The sequence below is a fragment of the Chryseobacterium soldanellicola genome, from assembly GCF_900100115.1.
In the GTDB taxonomy this organism is placed as follows: domain Bacteria; phylum Bacteroidota; class Bacteroidia; order Flavobacteriales; family Weeksellaceae; genus Chryseobacterium; species Chryseobacterium soldanellicola.
The window spans coordinates 261,899-281,285 of sequence record NZ_FNKL01000004.1 but is presented as its reverse complement, the minus strand read 5'-3'; the positions used below and the strand labels follow the sequence as shown (position 1 = coordinate 281,285).

Sequence of the window (19,387 nt, the reverse complement as noted above, 5' to 3'; positions counted from 1 at the left end):
GGGGAAAAGGTTGGAATGGGGGTATTAAAAATGTTTGGTTAGAAATAATTTATTTATGTTTTTATGATGGTATAATTTGTGGAGGTAGGTTATGAGTTTTGGATTACAGAAACTAAACCGTAAAAAAAAGCAAATATTTATATATTTATTCTTATAATTACTAGATATTCATATATTTGAGACTATAAACTTTAACCAATAATAAAATGTTTTTTTTTAACAATAATGAAAACACTGAGTTATTTGAAAACTCAAAATCAGATGAAGATGTAAATATTATAGTTGGAATAAATGGAAGCGGAAAAAGTACATATTTAAATGATATTGCAAAATACCATTTAAATAAAAGAAAAACAGTTATCTGTATTGCAAATACCATATATGATAAATTCACATTAAAATCAAATAAAGTTAAATTACTTAAAAGTTCAAGAGGAAAAAACATAACAAAATCTTCAATAAGAGAAATCATAAAGGTTTTAGAAAAATATGATTCAAAGGCTTTTTTTAATCTTTCAAACGTTTTTAACTACATAAAATTTCAACCACTTATAGAATTTAGAGTCCACAATTTAAATTCAGATTTTAGAGATTTAATTTTTTTATCAAATCTTTTTAACGATAATCAAAAAGAAGAATTATTAAATTCTATAAATAGATCGTCTGACAATTTATTTATAGGAGGTGAAAATAAGTTTATTTTGGATTTTAATCAAAATGATGATTATAATAAATACAAATATCTCTTCTTTTTAAAAATTTTAAAATATGAAAGCAAACTTAAAAGATTAAATATCATTAGTGAAATCGATATAACCTTATTTAAGGATAATAATTCTTTTCTGCTAAATCAAGCAAGTTCAGGGGAACTAACATTAATTGCTTCTTTAATTTACATTAGTGTCAATATAAATGAAGAATCAGTTATAATAATTGATGAACCTGAAAATAGTCTTCATCCAAAATGGCAAATAGAATATGTTAAAAAGCTAACTGAACTTTTTTATTTTTACCAACCTAAAATAGTAATTGCGACACATTCTCCATTAATTATTAATGGTGCAGAATTAAATATAAAAAATGTTAATATTTTTAAAGGCATTTCATATGGACAATTTATAAAACAACCAAAGGACTTAAAAAATGTTGAAGAAATATATGACTATTATTTTGATGTAACAACGCCTGAAAATAGATTTATTTCACAATTTGTAATTAATAAATTTAATTTATTGTCCGAACAGAAAATATCTTATCCTGATTTCCAAAACATTATTATTGAACTAATAAATAATTCGTATGATGATCAGCAAAAAAATGCTTTATCTGGAATTTTAGAATTAGCAAACAACTACTCTTAAAATGAATTATACAATTGAAGAACTACAGATTATTGAAAAAGTAAAATCTGAAGGCGATGATATTTGGAAAAATAAATTATTAGAACCTATCAAAAGAAAAATAAAACTTTATTATAGAACAAATAATTCAGAACAATGTTGTTATTGTAGGAGAGATTTTCAAGATGAATTTAACTATGTAATTGACATAGAACATATTTTACCAAAAGGAAATATATTATTTACTGAGTATATGTTTGAAATTGACAATTTAAACATATCATGTAAAAGATGCAATATGAATATTAAAAATGATAGAATAGATTTTATTGTAGATATAAGTAAGATTAAACCTGATTATAAAATATCCAATAAATATTATTTTATACATCCCAATTTTGACAATTATTTTGAGCATATAGACTATGAAGTATCTATTAGAAATAATAAAAAATTAATTAAATATATAACAAAGTCCGATAAAGGAAGATATAGTTATACTTATTTTCATTTAGAAAGAATAGAAATTGATACATTTAGTGAAGCACAAGGTGTTAAAACTTTAGATACTGAATTAAACCCAACTTTACCTGAAGAAACAAAGTCAAGATTTGAAGAATTAATAGATAAAATATAATTCTAAAAGAAATTTAGAAAAAACCTGCTTCACAGCAGGTTTTATCATTACAAATGAAAATACCTCGGATCCGGATATTCAAATTCAAAATTCAAATCTGAAATTAATTTTGAGGGTGATATTGTTCTGCCTTTGGTGGTGCGTTCTCCCGAATACGGCAGATCTTTCTGGGCGTTGATCACCTCTTGTTTATTAGGATGAACGGGCGCCACCACGTTATATACTTTGGATTGAGATTGGTTGTTCAGCATTTTTTCAACGACCGAACAAATATCAGCATAATGAATATGGTTGACCAACAGATCCAAATTGGAAATATTATAATTCTTCAAAAGCCGCTGACCGCCCATTAATCCGGCCAGTCTCAAAATATTGGACTGCGGAAATTTATTCCTGATAAAGCTTTCACTTTCCACATCGTCTGCAGGCTGATCGTCTTCTGTAAAATCTTTTTCGAGGTCGGGATAAACTCCGGTAGAGCTCATTAAAAATAACTGGCCTTTGTAATTTCCAAGGAATTTCAACATATTTTCCTGTCGGTTTTTCATTGAAACCTTTGCTCCCCTCACCCCCGAAAACGGAACGGTAATAATAATGGAATCTAATTGAGACGCATCTTCCCATTCTGTCATTGTTCCGGACTTATCATCTGGAAAGCTTACCAACGTCGTGTGATAGCCTTTTGAAGTAAAATCTTTTACTTTAGATGCAGAGGTTGTGGTGACGAAAATTTCATACCGATCGGATAATCTTTCTGCAATATGTGAGCCCAACCAGCCGCAGCCGATGATTCCTAGTTTTTTCATTGTTATTATTTACACTTCAAAAATATTGCTTTTAATGGTAATATTCATCATCATTCATCACCATTATCAACATGAAATTATTTTCATAAAGTTTGTCATCCTGTAAGGATCTAAGCATAGTTAGACAAGGCCACGTTCACCTCGGAATAAAACAAATATCTTCATATAATAAAAAAACCTGCCTCACGGCAGGTTTTCCTATATCAAAACTTTGTCAAAGATTTTAAACTTTGACAAAGTGGTTTAAAACAAACTCTCATCCACAAAATTCGGCAACGTCACTTTTAAATTTGGTTCCATTTCCATGGCTCTTTTAATAGCAAAAACGGCGCCTTCATTTCTTGCCCAGCTTCGTCTTGAAATTCCGTTGTTGACGTCCCAGAAAAGCATCGACTTTAATCTTCTGTCGGCATCATCGCTTCCATCGAGCAACATTCCAAAACCGCCGTTGATTACTTCTCCCCAGCCAACACCGCCTCCATTGTGAATGGAAACCCAGGTTGCCCCACGGAAACTATCGCCAATCACATTTTGAATGGCCATATCTGCCGTAAACCTCGAACCGTCATAAATATTGGAAGTCTCTCTGTAAGGCGAATCTGTTCCCGAAACATCGTGATGATCTCTACCCAATACTACAGGCCCGATTTCACCGTTTTTAATGGCTTTGTTGAAAGCTTCTGCAATTTTCATTCTTCCTTCTGCATCGGCGTATAAAATTCTGGCTTGTGAACCTACAACTAATTTATTTTCCTGTGCGCCTTTAATCCACTGAATATTATCCTTCATCTGCTGTTGGATTTCTTCAGGAGAGTTTTTCTGAATTTCTTCTAAAATCTGACAGGCAATTTCATCTGTTTTCTGCAAATCTTCCGGTTTTCCGCTTGTACACACCCAACGGAACGGTCCAAAGCCATAATCAAAACACATCGGTCCCATAATATCCTGAACATAGCTCGAGAATTTAAATTCTCTTCCCAAGGTCGGATTTTCTGCCATTACATCGGCTCCGGCTCTTGATGCTTCCAATAAAAACGCATTTCCGTAATCAAAGAAATACGTTCCTTTTTGTGTATGCTTATTGATGGCTGCAGCGTGTCTTTTTAATGTTTCCTGAACTTTTTCTTTGAATAATTCAGGGTTTTCTGCCATCATTTTATTTGATTCTTCAAAACTTTGTCCGATAGGATAATATCCGCCGGCCCAAGGGTTGTGAAGTGAAGTCTGGTCTGAACCAATATCAATTCTTAAATTTTCCTGATCAAATTTTTCCCAAACCTCAACAATATTTCCCAAATAAGCCAACGAAACAGTTTCCTTGTTTTCCTGAGCTTTTTTAACTCTTTCTACTAATTCATCAAGGTTTTCATGAATTTCATTCACCCATTTCTGTTCGTGACGGATTTTTGTGATCTTTGGATTTACTTCTGCACAAACGGTGACACAACCTGCAATATTTCCTGCTTTTGGCTGAGCGCCGCTCATTCCTCCCAAACCTGAGGTCACAAAAAGACCGCCTTTTGGTTCTTTATTGATTTTTCTGAAAGCATTTAAAACCGTAATCGTTGTTCCGTGAACGATTCCCTGCGGACCAATGTACATATAGCTTCCCGCCGTCATTTGTCCGTACTGAGAAACCCCTAATGCATTGAATTTCTCCCAATCATCCGGCTTAGAATAATTTGGAATCACCATCCCGTTTGTCACCACAACTCTTGGTGCGTCTTTATGGGAAGGAAATAATCCCATCGGATGCCCGGAATACATGGTGAGCGTTTGTTCGTCTGTCATTTCCGACAAATATTTCATGGTCAACAGATATTGAGCCCAGTTTGAAAAGACCGCACCATTTCCACCATAAGTAATCAATTCATGAGGATGCTGCGCCACCGCATAATCCAGGTTATTCTGAATCATCAGCATAATGGCTTTTGCCTGCTCAGATTTTCCGGGATAATCAGAAATTGGTCTTGCTTTCATCTCATAATCCGGACGAAAACGGTACATATAAATTCTTCCGTATTTTTCTAATTCTTCCTTAAATTCAGGCAATAATTCTGCATGAAACTGAGGTTCAAAATACCGTAAAGCATTCTTTAAGGCTAATTTTTTCTCTTCTTCCGTTAATATTTCCTTGCGTTTCGGAGCGTGGTTGATATTTGTTTCGTATGGTTTTGGCTGAGGTAGCTGGCTTGGGATGCCTTGTTGTATTTGTTCTTGGAAAGTCATATTCTATTCAGATTCTGAGTTTAAATTATAAGTTCTAAAGATATTCAAATTAAAAAATACAATGCAACTAAAGGAGGAAAATTACACAAATTCCCTCCTCTGATATTAGGTTTTCAAAATCAAAAATGGAAGATTCTATATAATTTATAAAAAAGATAAGCTTTATTAATTGGATTAAAAACTTCAGTTTAAAGCTGTTAACGAATAAGAGAATAGATTAAAACACCAATTCCGGCATAAGCAACAACAGTGATAATATCAGCTATCGGTTGTGAGAAGCGTTTTTCAGCAATTCTTTCACTATTGATCTGGTTTTTATGGAATTTTAGAATTTTTTTAGGATTATGAACCGGATGTGCAACCAGACTGTCGCTTTCCCATTTGTCAACTATTATTTTATAGGTCTTGCCTTCAACATCAATTTTAACATTTTTGTTAGGGGTAAGCTTCTCCTGAATATTGATCGGGACAGGCGGTTGCTGAGCGTTCAGGTTTTGGGATTCAGCTGTTGTACTTTTCATTTGCATGGAAGTAGTATTGGCAAGAGGTTGATTTTTTTTTGATTCCTGCTTATTGTCGGGCGCCGCATCCACTTGTTTTTTAACCTGATAAGTATAACAGCTGGTAAGAGAAAATAATATAATGATGAAATAAAGATTCTTTTGCATTGGTCAAATTTAAGAATTAAACGGAATATTTAGTATTTTCTTTTAAAAGATCCTATTAAAAATTCCGTTTTGTTCAGGATTGAGTTTTTGTTTTGATAAATATTGTTCAGGTATAAAATTCAGCATCAATTATTATTCTTAACGAGAATCCAACCGGTAAATGATCTTCCGTCCGGAAGTGTGATCACGTACCAATAACTAGAAGTTGGGATTGCTCTTCCTTTTATCGTTCCGTCCCAGACGATTTCCGTATTTGTATTTTGCTCAAAAATCAATGACTGATAGCGGTCAAAGACTTTTACGTTCGTCATTCTGTTTCCAAAAACATGAAGATTTCTTACAATCCATGTATCATTCATACCGTCTCCGTTTGGTGTGATGGCATTTTTAATATCTAAAATAACTCCATCCTGCTTTACAATACATTTTCCTTCCACATATTTTACATAGAAAGTATAGATTCCTGTTGCAAGGTTATAAAAAACATTGCTTGCCTGCCAGTTGACACCATCTATCGAATAAACAATTGGCTGAGAACCCGTTGCATAAACTGTGTATGTATTTCCGTCGGCCACCAATTGCTGAATAACAGGCACGTCATAATATTTAATTTCAAAAGTATCGGTATAAGAACATCCGTTATCCGCCGTTACCGTAACGCTATAAGTTCCGATCTGGTTGACTCCCGTAATGGTATCTGTGGTTGAAATAACCTGTCCGGAAGGATTTGTCCAGACATAGCTTACGATTGTATAATTTTCAACATGAAGGGTATAATCCAACGAGCCGTCCGGACAAATATATTGCGTCGGAATATCAAAAACCGGCGTTGGCTTTAATGTTAAATGAATTTCAGCTTTTTCGGGGCAAAATCCGGGTGCGCTTACTTTTACATAAATAATATTTGAACCTGTATTTTGGTTGTATGAATACGTTGCAGGATTGGAAATTACATTTGTTCCCGCATTCAGATCGGCTAATGTAGGATAATACGTGAAAACAGCGCCTGTTCCTGCATAAATCTGCTGTTCAAACTGTGCTAAATTAACATTTTCAATACCGTCATTTCCTGTGTCACACACATTATTAAGCTGAAACGGACCTGCATTGAGAAGCGTAACTTTACTTCCAATCGTAAAATTAATCGTCGCAATATCATCGCAACCCGGAATATTCTGAACTTTCACCCAAATCTGCGTCGGGAAAGGCTGTGCCGAGTAATTTTGAGGGTTCGGAATCGGATTTACTCCGTTTTGGGCATCCTGTTGTGTTAAATAAAAGCTAAAAGTATTCGCCGGATTCGGAATATCAACCATTAAATTGGTATAATTCAACAAATTAACTTCCTGGCTTCCATCTAAATTTTCATCGCAAACAATAATGGTAGAATTAATTGCTTTTGGTGGAAAATAAGTATTTAACTGAATCGATGCCACGGAATAACAGCCTGTCGTATTCGATTGAAATCTTGCCCAAACCTGTACACTGGAAATGTTTGTCGTAGCTGTAGTTCCGATTTGTGTCGCAGGAACTCCCGCATTGGCTTCCGCTGAAGTATTGTAGTAAGAAATTGTCATATCCGACAACGGCTGGGTATTCTGTGAAGCCACAAACAGCTGCGGAATCGCATCATTAAGCTGAAATGTCTCACTTAAATTAAAATCTTCATCACACGTCTCCAAAACAGCATTATTTAAAACAACCGGCGGTAAAAATGTCATTTGAATATTCACCTGGGCCGCTGAAAAACATTCACTGTTATTAAATTTAACCTTAACATAAACCGTTGCATTTCCCGTTACCGAAAACTGAGCCGGATTGGCTATCGGACCTGAAAAAGTATGCGTTGCCGGATCATAAGAACTGTAATAGGTGAAAGTTACATTTGACGTTGATCCACTGTAAATCTGTGGCTGAGCCTGTGTTAAATTATAAATTTCAACCCCATCATTATTATTATCACAAATATTGTTAAGCGAAATCGTAACCGGAGAATTAACCGCAGGCGTTGACGTTAAGGTTAAATTAACCGTATAAATCTGCTGGCAATTGTAAGACGTGATTTTCACAAAAACCTGCTTTGTTCCTGTAACAGTCGTGCTTGTTATTGGGTTTGTGCCGTTTTGTGCGTCTGCCTGAGTAAGATAAAATATTACCGTTGCGTTTTGGTTTCCGATAATGGCCGCTGAAAATTGAGCTAATGACACATTTTCCGTATTATCGTTATTAAAATCACAAATCGTGAAATTAGACTGAACCGCCACCGGATGAACCAAATGCACATTGATCGGTCTTACGGTATAACATTCATCGGTCTGCTCAAAACGTACGAAATAGGTTTGCGTGACGAAATTCCCGTCTGTTGTAATTGTCTGATTCGAGCTGATAGGATTCGTTCCTAAAGTTGCGCTTGCTGAATCTGCATAAAATTCCGTAACAGGCACTGTTGTCGGAGAAATCAACATTCCCGCTGAAAGTGTGGTAAGATTTACACTGATATCATCCGTTCCATTAAAACAGATGTATTCATTTTTCTCATTGGCTTCAATTTTAGTGAAAGTTACATTCATATTTACCTCAACCACAGCAAAACATCCATTAGGAATCTGAACTCTTATGTAAATAATATATTGACCTTCTTTTATCGTTCCAACAACCGGTCCGGTTCCCGAATAGGCGTTTGCATATGTTTCGTAAGCTGTAAAAGTTGCTCCCGGCTGCGTCGAAATGAGCGGACCAATATTTAACGCAAAATCAAAAGGTTCCTGATTATCTGCATTGATATCACAAACCGTGTAAGGAAATGTAATCGGCGAATTGACATTGGCTCCCGGCTTAAACTGGAAATGAACCGGCCCCAAAACATAAGTACAAGTCGCATCCTGAAGCCTTACCCAAATATTTGTGTTTGTCGTAATATTGGCAGCTGTAATGGGATTGGTATTATTTTGAGCATCCGTTTGTGTTGAATGATAAGAAATTCCTGAAGTTCCTGCCGGGAAAAGTTCTGCATTCAATAGCGAAAGATCGTAATTCTGCTCCACTCCATCATTATTCGTATCACAAAGTTCGACTGTGTTTTTAAGCAGATTTTTGGTTAAAAAGTTAAGCGTTAAAACAGCAACTCTGAAACAATTCGGAATACCTGGATTTTGAATTCTTACATATAAAACGGTATTAGCGGTAAGGGTAAAAGACGTTGGTAGCGCGTTCTGACCATTTTGTGCATCCTGTAAATTGGAATGAAAACTAAAATTAAAATTCGCAGGATTCTGGGAGGTAAGATTCGACTGAAAAGTAGTAAGATTGAGGTTAACAGGTGAATTTCCGCAAAAATCCTGAGTATAATTTTTCGCAACAGGATAGGTGGGGTCAAAAGTAACCGCAAAATTATCGGTTAAAATCAATTCACTGTTTCCGCAAATATTAAACTTAACATTGGCTGTGTAAACTTCATTCTGCGTCGGGCAAAGCGTCGCCTGAATTCCTGTAGCCAGTGTTTGTCCGGAAGCATTCGTCCAGGTAACTTGCGGCTGGATCACGTTTCCAAGAGGATTAAATCTCCAACCTTCCTGTAAAGCCTGCCAGTTCCCTGTATTTCTTGCAGGCGGTGAAATTCCTGCCGTTCCGTCATTATTAATCACCCCGATCAAAGCATTTTCAAACTTTCTGGTTGGGCATGGTGTTGGCTTTTTCTCCACAAAAACTTCAATCACATTTGTTGTTTCATGCAAAACAATTTGTGAAGAAGACCGGTCTGTACAGCCCGCAATCCGTCCTTCAAAAAAATTGATAACAAACTTTCTGTAAGGCGCCGTTCCGATGGTCGAATAATAAATTTCAGACTGATCTCCGGATGAAAAAACCATATCATGATACACCCCGAAAATCGAATTTTTGGGTAAGCTTACATTGGGATTCTGCCACTGAACATTGGGATAATTGATGTTTCCAAGCTGACTTTGGTCGAAAGTGACCATTCCGTTGGAACCCACCACAAGCGCTTCAAAATATTGATTAAAAAAGCAAAATTTAAAAGGAAGATCCAGCTTTGTAGCAAAAAGATCGTCATAATTTGCATTTAGTGCCGTTCCCTGATTCATGGCAATTGGCGGGCTATATGTGGATTGCACCACTTCATAGCTCGTCGTTTGCTTCAAAACGGGATATTCTACGTGCAAAGCCAGACAGCCATTTGCATCGAGATTATTGTTGCAAGTAACATTATAGTTTTCATTCCCGAAAGCATCCTTTACTTTGATATCAACAGGAGCCTGAGCAAAAACAAAGAAGCCGGTAATCAAGAATAATATTTGTAAAAATTTCATCATCTATTAAAAAAATTAATCACTATATGATGATAAAATTAATACTTTTTATTTCTAAATACGCAACAATAATCATTTATTTATGTTAAGTTAACACAGAAAAAACAAAAATTGAATGACAGAGCCTGTTTCCGCTTAACAAGGTTAACAAAAAAACCTTACTTGATGTAAAGTAAGGTTTTGTTATTATATTGATTAACGTTAGGTTAAAACATCATCATTTTCTTCTTCATGATCGTCATTATTGTCACTCGTGCTCCAGTAGTTGTTTTCTTCATCTTCAGAGCCGATTTCCTCCATTTCATCATCATCTTCAGTCCCTGGAATATCTAGACCCTTATCAATTTTATCTTCATCAAAATCTTCATCTAAGATGGGATTTCCGTCTCCATCGAGCGAAATATGTTTTTCCTGCTTAAAAATATCTTCACTTGGATTATAATCCATTTGCTCCAATTTTCTGTCTTGTTCCTGAGGTGTATTTTCCGGTGTCATAGTATTATATTTAGTGTTAAGCAATATAGAACAAAAATGGTTCCACATTTAAATTTTCTCATGAAATGAAAAAAATAATAAATCTTTAATTTGAAAGATCATTATTGTTGATTTTTCGCTTTGTTGTTTTAATCTCGCTTTTTAATCTTCCAAATTTATAGTTTATATTGATACCAAATGACCTGTAATAGTCTCTTACATAGTTATTTTGATAAAAAGTATCACCAAAAGTTTCTGTAACTGATTTTCTAAATTTGCTGAACGGATTATTAATATAAGCAGAAAAAGTAAGCTGATTATCAAGAATACTTTTACTAAAGCTGAAAGACGAACTCACAAAAGAATTGGTTCTGTTTTGCAATCCTGCAGGCATTTTGCTGGTAATTTCCAAGTTTGAATTTACAGTCCAATTATTTTTAAGCTGATAATTGGCGGATACATAAATAAAATACGTGAAAAGATCATTTTTAATGAAAAGATCATTTACTTTTCCGTTGATAAAAAACATCGCAGCATTCCCATTGATGCTTATGTTAAGTTTTTTGTTAACCGGATAATTCAAATAATAATCAATTCCCAATCGACTTGCTTTACTCGAATTTTCGTAGGTCGTTTTCGTAATATATGTGGCAGGATCATATGTAGAAACCTTGAGATCTATTTTACTTGAAAACGAATAAGAAAGCCCGATATTAAGATTTATTTTTTTATTAAATGAATAATTCGCCATCAAATCATTATTAACAACAGGCTTTAAATAAGGGTTTCCTGTAATTTCAAAATACGGATTTGATTTATTAACAAAAGGATTCAGACGGATAATTCCCGGTCGTTTTATTCGCTGTGAAAATCCAAAATTGACGCTGTGATTTTCTTTCCAGATTTTGCTTATCGAAATATTAGGAATCAGGTTAAAGTAATTTTGATTAACCTCTGTATTGGTGGAGCCAAAATTCACATAAGTCTGCGTGCCTTCTAATCTTAATCCCGTTTGGAAATTCCAGTTAAATAAATTGAATTTCGTTGAAAAATAAGCTCCGAAAATATTTTGCTTATTTGAAAATTCATCTGAATTAAATACACTTTCAGGAACCGCATCATAATCACTGCTATTTTTTCTAAGAATAGCTTTTAAACCCGTTTCCAGAGATATTTTTTTAATATTTTTCACAAAATCAATCTGAAAAGTATTTTCGCTATTTTGATTAACATTATTCTGTTTAATTTGGTTTGAAAAATTGTTTAAAACGTTGGTTATGTCAGATAAACTGGTCAAATTGTAATCATAATTATTGAATCTGTAAGACAATGTCAAAAGCTGTGCTTTATCTTTTTTAAACCCTATTTGATAATTAACCGAAGTTTCAAAACCGTTTCCGTTGCTTTTGGAATTATTTGCTGAAATATTATTTTCGTTAAGCAAATTTTGATCATAAAAATAGGAATCGAGAACATCTTCAGATTTATTGTTAGAAAAATTTGAACCTAACTGAACGTTTACTAAATTCAAGCTGTCTATTTCATAACTCGCATTAACGTTAAAATATCCACCATTTCCTTTGCCTGAAATCTTTCCTTTTTGATCTAAATAATTGGAAGAAGTCTGTTGATAGTTCTGATATTCAATTTCAGGATTATTTCTCAAAAAACCGGCACCATAAGCCGAAATACCGAGCTTTTTCTGTTGAATATTTAAAGAAAATCCTGCATTTTGTTCTTGCTTTGGAAATTTTGTTCCGAAATTAATGGAAGCATTGTAGCCATCACTCATTTTCTTTGTTGTGATAATATTTATAATTCCCGAAACGCCTTCCGCATCGTACTTTGAGGACGGATTGGTAATCACTTCAATACTTTGAATCGTGTTCGCAGGAATACTTTTTAAGACGTCTTTCGCATTATTGTTGAGAAGCTGAGTTTCTTTACCGTTCATCAGGATTTTAAAATTCGTATTTCCTTTAAAAAGTATATTTTCGTTACTGTCAACAGCCAGATACGGAATTTTTTTCATCATCTCGATCAGGCTTTTTGACTGACTTTCCGGATCAGACTGGATATTATAAATGAAACCGTCAATTTTATTTTTAATCAAAGGTTTTTTACCGTTGATGACCACTTCTTTTATCGAAGTTTCCCGTTCATTTGCTAATGAATCTTTTTTTGCTTCCTGAGCCTGTAAATTACTCATAAACAACATAAAGACTATTATTAAAAGTATATTTAAGTTTTTCATAATTATTAAAAAAAGGACATAGAAATCCCGAGTGCAAAGTTTTTTGCCCTTAAAACGGTTCGGGATTTTTATTGATTAATTTAGATTGAGAAGCTTATTTTTTCTGATTTTTCATCACGAAATAATAGGTAAGAAAACCGAGCCCAACAAAGACTGTCATCACTCCATAAGGAACAGGCGTATTTTCATCATGAGGAAGGAATTCCAGAACGATCAGACCTACTCCACCAAATAATAAAATGATTCCCCATTTCAACATTTCGGAATTAAATCCCGTCAGATTATTAAGAATCACATACATTCTATCGTCGATATTTTCCTTATTTAAAATTCTTCTTTTAAGGTTATAATTGGTAATCACCACGATAATTACTGAGATGGCAATTAATATGGCGATCATGACTATGAAGGGTGCAAGATTTTTCATTTCAAATTATATTTAGCCAATAGACAAAATTATGTGGCAAAAGGTTACAAAAATTACAATAAATTAGAAAGTTGTAACCTAAAACAAAAAAAATTGTCTAATATAATATGTTTGATGAAGAAAAAACCATTAATGAAATTCTAAAGGGAAACCTTAACGCTTTTCAGCATATTGTAAAGCAATATCAGCAATTGGTGTATTCTATTTTAAACAGAATGATGAATAATGATGAAGATATTGAAGATGTCGGACAGGAAGTTTTCATCAAAGTTTATGACAATTTAAAAAACTTCAAAAGAGAATCTAAACTGTCAACATGGATTGCGAAAATCACTTATAATGTCGCCATAAATTATATAAAGAAAAATTCAAAACAACAATTTAATACGATTGATGAGCGCTCAGATTTTCAATTTTCTTCCGAAACTCCTGAAACAAAGCTTATCGGAAAAGAATTTAATACTTATATAAACAAATTGATCAGTGAGCTTCCGTTGCAATACAGAACGGTCATTACACTGTATCATCTCGATGATTTTAGCCTTCAGGAAATTCAGAAAATCACAAAATTTCCTGAAGGAACCATTAAAGGATATTTATTCAGAGCCCGAAAATTATTAAAAGAAAAACTTGAAAAAGATGGATACTAATAAAAAAAATAAGACTTTACCAGACGATCAGGAAAATTATAATGAATTATCTGAAAGTGAATTAAAAATATATGAAATACTTTACGACGCATTAGAAAAAGCACCTGAAAATGGATTTTCATTAGGTTTTCAAAATCAAATCATCAGAAAAATTGAAGTTAAACAGCAACGAAAATTCAATATAAAAGTTTACGCTTTATTTTCAATTATATTGTTAATGGCGGTTGTTTTTTTAACCACATTTTTTAATCAGGATCAATTTTCAATGATGTTTTCAATGTTTTTGGAATATAAATTTATCGCTGCGTTTTTGCTTTTAACTGTAATTTTAATTCAATTAAGCAGCAGATTTATGATATTTAAAGAGTTAAAAGATTAAAATTTACTTTTTATAAACATCGGGATTGGCACAATGAGGCATTTCTTCACCTTTTGCAAAAGCAATAATGTTTTCCGCTGCCAATTTTGCCATTCCGTTTCGGGCTTCGATCGTTGCAGAGCCGATGTGAGGTAAAACGCAAACATTTGAAAGCTCTAAAATAAGATCATTTTCAGAGATCGGCTCCGGATTGGTAACATCCAAACCAGCTCCCCAAATCTGTCCTGAAACAAGCGCATCATAAAGATCTTCCTGATGATGAAAACCTCCCCTTGCCGTATTGACAAAAATCGCATTAGACTTCATTTTTTCAAAAACCGAACTGTTGAAAAGCTCTTTCTGTTCAGGTTTAAAATTCGCATGAACACTTAAAACATCGGATTCTGCAATCAATTCATCAAAAGAAACATATTTCGCATTTAATTCTTTTTCGGCTTCTTCATTTTGGTGGCGGTTGTGGTAAATAATGTTCATATCAAAGGCCTTTTGCGATTTTTTTGCCATTTCAAAACCAATTCTTCCCAATCCGAAAATTCCTAAAGTTTTTCCGTACAATTCCTGACCTAAAGCATGTAACGGATCAAAATCATCCCAATTTCCCGTTTTTACCTTTTCAAAATTATAGCTTGCCCTTCTTGCCACCGACTGCATCAGCAAAAAGGCAACATCAGAAGTCGCCTTGCTCAAAACATCAGGCGTATTCCCGACTGGAATATGTCTTTGATTCGCTTCTTTTACATCAACATGATCGAAACCAACTGAATATAAGGCAATTGCTTTTACATTCGGACATTGTTCAAAAAATTCTTTATCATATTTAAAATCAGTTCCTACACTTAGAATTGCGTCGGTATCCTGACAATATTGCAGCCATTCTTCATGGGATAATTGATCTTTTTTGGGAATTGTAACTTCCAATTGTGCTTCTTCCAACATTTTTATTCCAATATCCGGAATTCTTTTATTTATGAATACTTTCATAATTTATCTTGTGATTAGTAATTATTTTAAATAAAAAACCCCACTCTGCTATAAAAAGTGAGGTTCTTAACTTTAATATTTAAAAATTATTTATTTTCATTTTGTAACCGTGGTTATTATGCAAATTTTTCTGAAGATCCTAAAATAACATGATGATTTAAATCTATTCGTGTATACAATAATAAAATTTAAGTGATTAGGTTCAAAAAATGAATTCAATTTTCATTCCGAAACGAACTTCAATGTGATTCTTTATAACAACAAATTAAAAAAATTCCCGTTAGAAGTTTATTAAAAATAAATTTAAAAAACCCAACATCTAGACTTTAATTCAATATAATTATCACTAGATTTGTTTTGTTTTTACGTTAAATTCAAAAATATTTCACAATCTATAAAAATCACACAAAATAAAATGACTAAGAAAAATGCTTTTATAAAAGGCACAGGTTCTTATGTGCCTCCCAAAATTATAAAGAATGATTTTTTCGAAGCCATCGGTTCTTCGGATGAATGGATCTATAAAAATTTGGGAATTAAAGAACGGAGAATCGCTGAGGGAGAAGTTACGAGTGATCTTGCTTACAAAGCAGGTCTGGAAGCATTAAAAGAAGCCAATTTAAAACCCGAAGACATCGATCTTATTATCGTTGCCACTTCTACTCCCGATCGACAGGCACCTTCCACAGCTTGTTTCGTCCAGGAAAAAATGGAAGCTTATCAGGCTGTTGCTTTTGACATTTCAGCAGTTTGTTCAGGCGGATTGTACGGAATCGCCATCGGTTGCCAGTTTATTGAAACCGGCATGTATCAGAATGTTTTAATTATCGGGGCAGATACTTTTTCTACCATTACAGACTGGACGAGAAAAGATTCTGTATTTTTCGGTGATGGTGCAGGAGCGATTTTACTCTCTGCAACTAGCGAAGACAAAGGTTTTTTTGATTTTAAGCTTCATGCAGACGGTCGTGGAAAATATCATTTTAATATTCCCGCCGGAGGTTCCGAAATGCCTGCATCAGAAGAGACTTTGAAACAAGGACTTCATTATTTTCAGATGAACGGGAAGGAAGTTTTCAACACGGCAACCAAAGTTTTACCTGAAACAATTATCGAAATTCTTGAAGCCAATAAACTTTCGGCGAATGATGTTGATTGGGTAATTCCGCATCAGCCGAGTATAAGAATTCTTCAGGAAACGGCTAAAAAAGTCGATATTCCTTTTGAAAAAGTAATGACCAATATGGATAAATACGCCAATACTTCCGGCGGAACAATCCCGATTGTTCTTGACGAAACCTATAAAAGCGGAAAAATACAGCCCGGAAACATCCTTTTATTTGCTGCTGTAGGTTCGGGCTGGACATGGGGAACGGCTCTTTATAAAGCCTAAATTAATATTTCATTTAAAAATTGACAAAAATATGCTGAAGAATCAGACATTTCTCATCACCGGCATCGCGGATGAAAATTCCCTTGCCATGAAAACCGCCGAAAAAATCCTTGAAAATAACGGAAATGTAGTTTGTGCAGGATTAGGCGTTACTCCTTTTCATCAAAATCTGTCCGAAAAAGCGCAGGACTTTCTTCATAAAAACTATTCCGACTTTCAGAATGCCTGTCAAAAAGTGTTAGGAAAAGATGTTTATATGGCGCCTTTAGATGTTACATTACCGGAAAGTCTGGATTTTCTTGCGAAAGATTTATACCAAAAAGATATTAAACTTAATGGCTTTCTTCATGCCATCGCCATGGATAAAACAATCAGACATAAATCTGTAAAACCAATGCTGGAAGTGACTGTAGAAGAATTTAATGAAACCATGAATGTTTCTGCATTTTCTCTGATTTCTCTGTCACAGGCTTTGATTTCAAATAATGTACTTCAAAATGGCTCTTCAGTCGTTTCTCTCAGCTATATTGCGGCAGAGAAAGTCTCATCTTTTCCTTACATTAATATCAGTATTGCAAAAGCGGCTTTGGAAAGATTAACCCTGGAAATCGCTCATGAATTAGGCAGAAAATATGGGATCCGCGCCAATGCCATCCGTTTTTCTCCGTACATGGGAAGCAAAGCAGGAAATGCGACTTTAAACGAAGTTGATGTAGAAAAAGCCAATCAAACAAGCCCGCTTGGAAATGCTCAACCTGAAGATCTTGCCCATGAAATTGTTCATCTTTTCAGAAAAGAAACAAGAATTACGGGAGAAATCCGCCATGTTGACGGAGGTTTTCATATTATGGGGTAACTTATTTGGTGCTTATTGATTTGTATTTCCTAACATCGGAACAAATTTATAAGCTCCAAATTCCTCTTTTTCAAATTCAGTTGGTGAAACTTTTGTAAATCTGTACAAAACCTGCTCATCAGTCGGACCTAAAGGAATCACCATTTTTCCGCCGACTTTCAATTGTTTTAATAATTCTGTAGGCAAAACCGAAGCTCCGCAAGTCACAATAATTTTATCAAAAGGCGCAAAAGTCGGAAGTCCGGCAAAACCGTCTCCAAAACTCTGAAACTTTGGATATAAATGCATTTCTCTTAATTTTTTCTTTGAAAAATCAAACAGATCTTTTTGTCTTTCAACCGTGTACACCAAAGCTTTCATAGCTAATAAAACAGCAGTCTGGTATCCGCATCCGGTTCCTATTTCAAGGACTTTTTCGCCCTGCTTTACCTGTAAAAGTTCGGATTGCTCCGCAACAGTTGACGGATGTGAAATCGTCTGATGCGCCAAAATCGGAAAAGCACGGTCTTCATAGGCAAAATCCTCAAAAATACTTTCTATAAAAAGGTGTCTCGGAACTTCATTCATTGCGGAAAGTACATTTTCATCCGAAATCCCGATTTTGTGTCGGAGATATTCAACTAAATTTTTTCTTTTTCCTTTATGTACAAACGAATCTTGCGTCATGAGATGGGAGTTATTGGCCTGCAGCCGCTAGTTTTTACAAAAATAGAAAAACAAATAGTATTTATCAACCTAAAACCTATCATCTGTTTCTGAACCCTTAAAATTATTATATTTACAAAAATTTAATATACATGTTAAAAGCAGGTTTGGTAGGCGCTGGGCATTTGGGAAAAATCCACTTAAAGCTTCTTAATCAATCAGATAAGTACGAATTTATTGGTTTCCATGATAAAGATGTTGAAAACGGTAAAAAAATAGAAGCCGAATTCGGATATAAATATTTTGAAAATTTTGATGATTTGCTCGATCAGATCGAAATGCTGGATATTGTAACTCCAACCATTTATCATTATGATTATGCGTTAAAAGCAATCGAAAAAGGACTTCATTTCTTTATTGAAAAGCCTGTTACGCAAACATTGCAGCAAGCAGAAGAGATTTTATATAAATGTCGTGAGCATGGCATTAAAGCACAGGTTGGGCATGTTGAAAGATACAATCCGGCTTTCATGGCAACGAAAGATTTCATCAAAAACCCGATGTTTATTGAAATTCACAGGCTGGCGGAATTTAATCCTCGCGGGACTGATGTTTCGGTGGTTTTAGATTTAATGATTCACGATTTGGATATTTTATTAAGTGTAGTAAAATCTAAAGTTAAAAATATTCATGCAAGCGGCGTTTGCGTAGTAAGTAAAACACCTGATATTACCAATGCCAGAATAGAATTCGAAAATGGATGTGTTGCCAATCTTACGACTTCAAGAATTTCTATGAAAGCCATGAGAAAAAGCCGTTTTTTCCAGAAAGATGCTTATATTTCTGTTGATTTTTTAGAGAAAAAAGCAGAAGTCATCCGAATGAAAGACGCTCCGGAAAACCCTACTCCATTTGATATGATTATTGAAAATGCTGATGGAGAAAAAAATCAGATTTTATTTGAATATCCGAATATTCAACCGAATAATGCGATTTTAGATGAATTAAATTCTTTTGCAGATTCTATTACAGAGAATAAAAATGTGGAAGTTTCTTTGGAAGACGGAACTGAAGCTTTGAAAGTAGCGTTGGAGATTATGAAATTGATTTCTTAATTTAAAACATAATCATACAACTAATTTTTTTACAAATAATATAAAATTTTATCAATAGGAACGGGCTTTAGCCTGTTTTTTTTATTATTAAGTAATTGATTTAACAAAGGTTAACCATTCAGTTTGTCATTCCGTAGAAATCTAAACAAAGTCTTTAACCTTTCAATCATTGAGATTCCTGCAGAATGACAAATTGGATAGTCAG

Annotated in this window: 16 protein-coding genes; 7 read left to right on the top strand and 9 right to left on the bottom strand. The window is 34.1% G+C overall.

Features of this window, described 5'->3' with window-relative positions:
- The first annotated feature begins 206 nt into the window (after window positions 1-206).
- Both BLT04_RS15335 and BLT04_RS15330 read left to right on the top strand, forming a co-directional pair.
- Window positions 207-1,361, top strand: a complete 1,155-nt coding sequence (locus tag BLT04_RS15335; protein WP_089756665.1) for an AAA family ATPase — start codon at window positions 207-209, stop codon at window positions 1,359-1,361.
- 1 nt (window position 1,362) lies between these two features.
- Window positions 1,363-1,977, top strand: coding sequence for a hypothetical protein (locus tag BLT04_RS15330; protein ID WP_089756664.1), 615 nt, complete (start codon window positions 1,363-1,365; stop codon window positions 1,975-1,977).
- 47 nt (window positions 1,978-2,024) lie between these two features.
- Here BLT04_RS15330 and BLT04_RS15325 read toward each other — a convergent pair whose 3' ends face one another.
- From BLT04_RS15325 to BLT04_RS15295, 7 genes are all read right to left on the bottom strand, one after another.
- The gene (locus tag BLT04_RS15325; RefSeq protein WP_089756663.1) at window positions 2,025-2,783 is read right to left on the bottom strand and encodes a Rossmann-fold NAD(P)-binding domain-containing protein; all 759 of its coding nucleotides are present in this window, start codon (window positions 2,781-2,783) and stop codon (window positions 2,025-2,027) included.
- A gap of 243 nt (window positions 2,784-3,026) precedes the next feature.
- Window positions 3,027-5,012: a urocanate hydratase gene (locus BLT04_RS15320; protein ID WP_089756662.1), complete on the bottom strand. Its 1,986-nt coding sequence runs from the start codon at window positions 5,010-5,012 to the stop codon at window positions 3,027-3,029.
- A gap of 197 nt (window positions 5,013-5,209) precedes the next feature.
- Entirely contained in the window at window positions 5,210-5,680 is a 471-nt protein-coding gene (locus tag BLT04_RS15315) for a hypothetical protein (protein WP_089756661.1), read from the bottom strand.
- Window positions 5,681-5,805: 125 nt separating this feature from the next.
- Window positions 5,806-10,011, bottom strand: a complete 4,206-nt coding sequence (locus tag BLT04_RS15310; protein ID WP_089756660.1) for a T9SS type B sorting domain-containing protein — start codon at window positions 10,009-10,011, stop codon at window positions 5,806-5,808.
- 198 nt (window positions 10,012-10,209) lie between these two features.
- Complete coding sequence (locus BLT04_RS15305; RefSeq protein WP_089756659.1) at window positions 10,210-10,503, bottom strand: hypothetical protein; 294 nt, start codon at window positions 10,501-10,503, stop codon at window positions 10,210-10,212.
- Between the two features lie 85 nt (window positions 10,504-10,588).
- The gene (locus tag BLT04_RS15300; protein WP_170828490.1) at window positions 10,589-12,691 is read right to left on the bottom strand and encodes an outer membrane beta-barrel family protein; all 2,103 of its coding nucleotides are present in this window, start codon (window positions 12,689-12,691) and stop codon (window positions 10,589-10,591) included.
- Between the two features lie 139 nt (window positions 12,692-12,830).
- On the bottom strand, window positions 12,831-13,163 hold the full coding sequence (locus BLT04_RS15295) for a DUF6249 domain-containing protein (RefSeq protein WP_089756657.1): 333 nt from the start codon (window positions 13,161-13,163) through the stop codon (window positions 12,831-12,833).
- 107 nt (window positions 13,164-13,270) lie between these two features.
- On the opposite strand from BLT04_RS15295, the gene BLT04_RS15290 reads away from it, so the two are divergent.
- Window positions 13,271-13,813, top strand: a complete 543-nt coding sequence (locus tag BLT04_RS15290; RefSeq protein WP_089756656.1) for an RNA polymerase sigma factor — start codon at window positions 13,271-13,273, stop codon at window positions 13,811-13,813.
- A complete protein-coding gene (locus tag BLT04_RS15285) occupies window positions 13,803-14,192 on the top strand; it encodes a hypothetical protein (RefSeq protein ID WP_089756655.1) in 390 nt (129 codons plus the stop codon). The genes BLT04_RS15290 and BLT04_RS15285 overlap by 11 nt, the downstream gene beginning before the upstream one ends.
- A gap of 3 nt (window positions 14,193-14,195) precedes the next feature.
- Here the strand turns inward: BLT04_RS15285 and BLT04_RS15280 are convergent, their stop codons facing one another.
- A complete protein-coding gene (locus BLT04_RS15280; protein ID WP_089756654.1) occupies window positions 14,196-15,173 on the bottom strand; it encodes a 2-hydroxyacid dehydrogenase in 978 nt (325 codons plus the stop codon).
- Window positions 15,174-15,588: 415 nt separating this feature from the next.
- On the opposite strand from BLT04_RS15280, the gene BLT04_RS15275 reads away from it, so the two are divergent.
- Complete coding sequence (locus tag BLT04_RS15275) at window positions 15,589-16,566, top strand: 3-oxoacyl-ACP synthase III family protein (protein ID WP_089756653.1); 978 nt, start codon at window positions 15,589-15,591, stop codon at window positions 16,564-16,566.
- 31 nt (window positions 16,567-16,597) lie between these two features.
- Complete coding sequence (locus BLT04_RS15270) at window positions 16,598-17,422, top strand: SDR family oxidoreductase (protein ID WP_089756652.1); 825 nt, start codon at window positions 16,598-16,600, stop codon at window positions 17,420-17,422.
- Window positions 17,423-17,434: 12 nt separating this feature from the next.
- Here BLT04_RS15270 and BLT04_RS15265 read toward each other — a convergent pair whose 3' ends face one another.
- Window positions 17,435-18,088 (bottom strand): protein-L-isoaspartate(D-aspartate) O-methyltransferase, encoded by a 654-nt coding sequence (locus BLT04_RS15265; RefSeq protein WP_089756651.1) that lies wholly within the window; start codon window positions 18,086-18,088, stop codon window positions 17,435-17,437.
- 131 nt (window positions 18,089-18,219) lie between these two features.
- Here BLT04_RS15265 and BLT04_RS15260 point away from each other — a divergent pair, with 131 nt between their 5' ends.
- Entirely contained in the window at window positions 18,220-19,182 is a 963-nt protein-coding gene (locus tag BLT04_RS15260) for a Gfo/Idh/MocA family protein (RefSeq protein WP_089756650.1), read from the top strand.
- Window positions 19,183-19,387 lie beyond the last annotated feature (205 nt).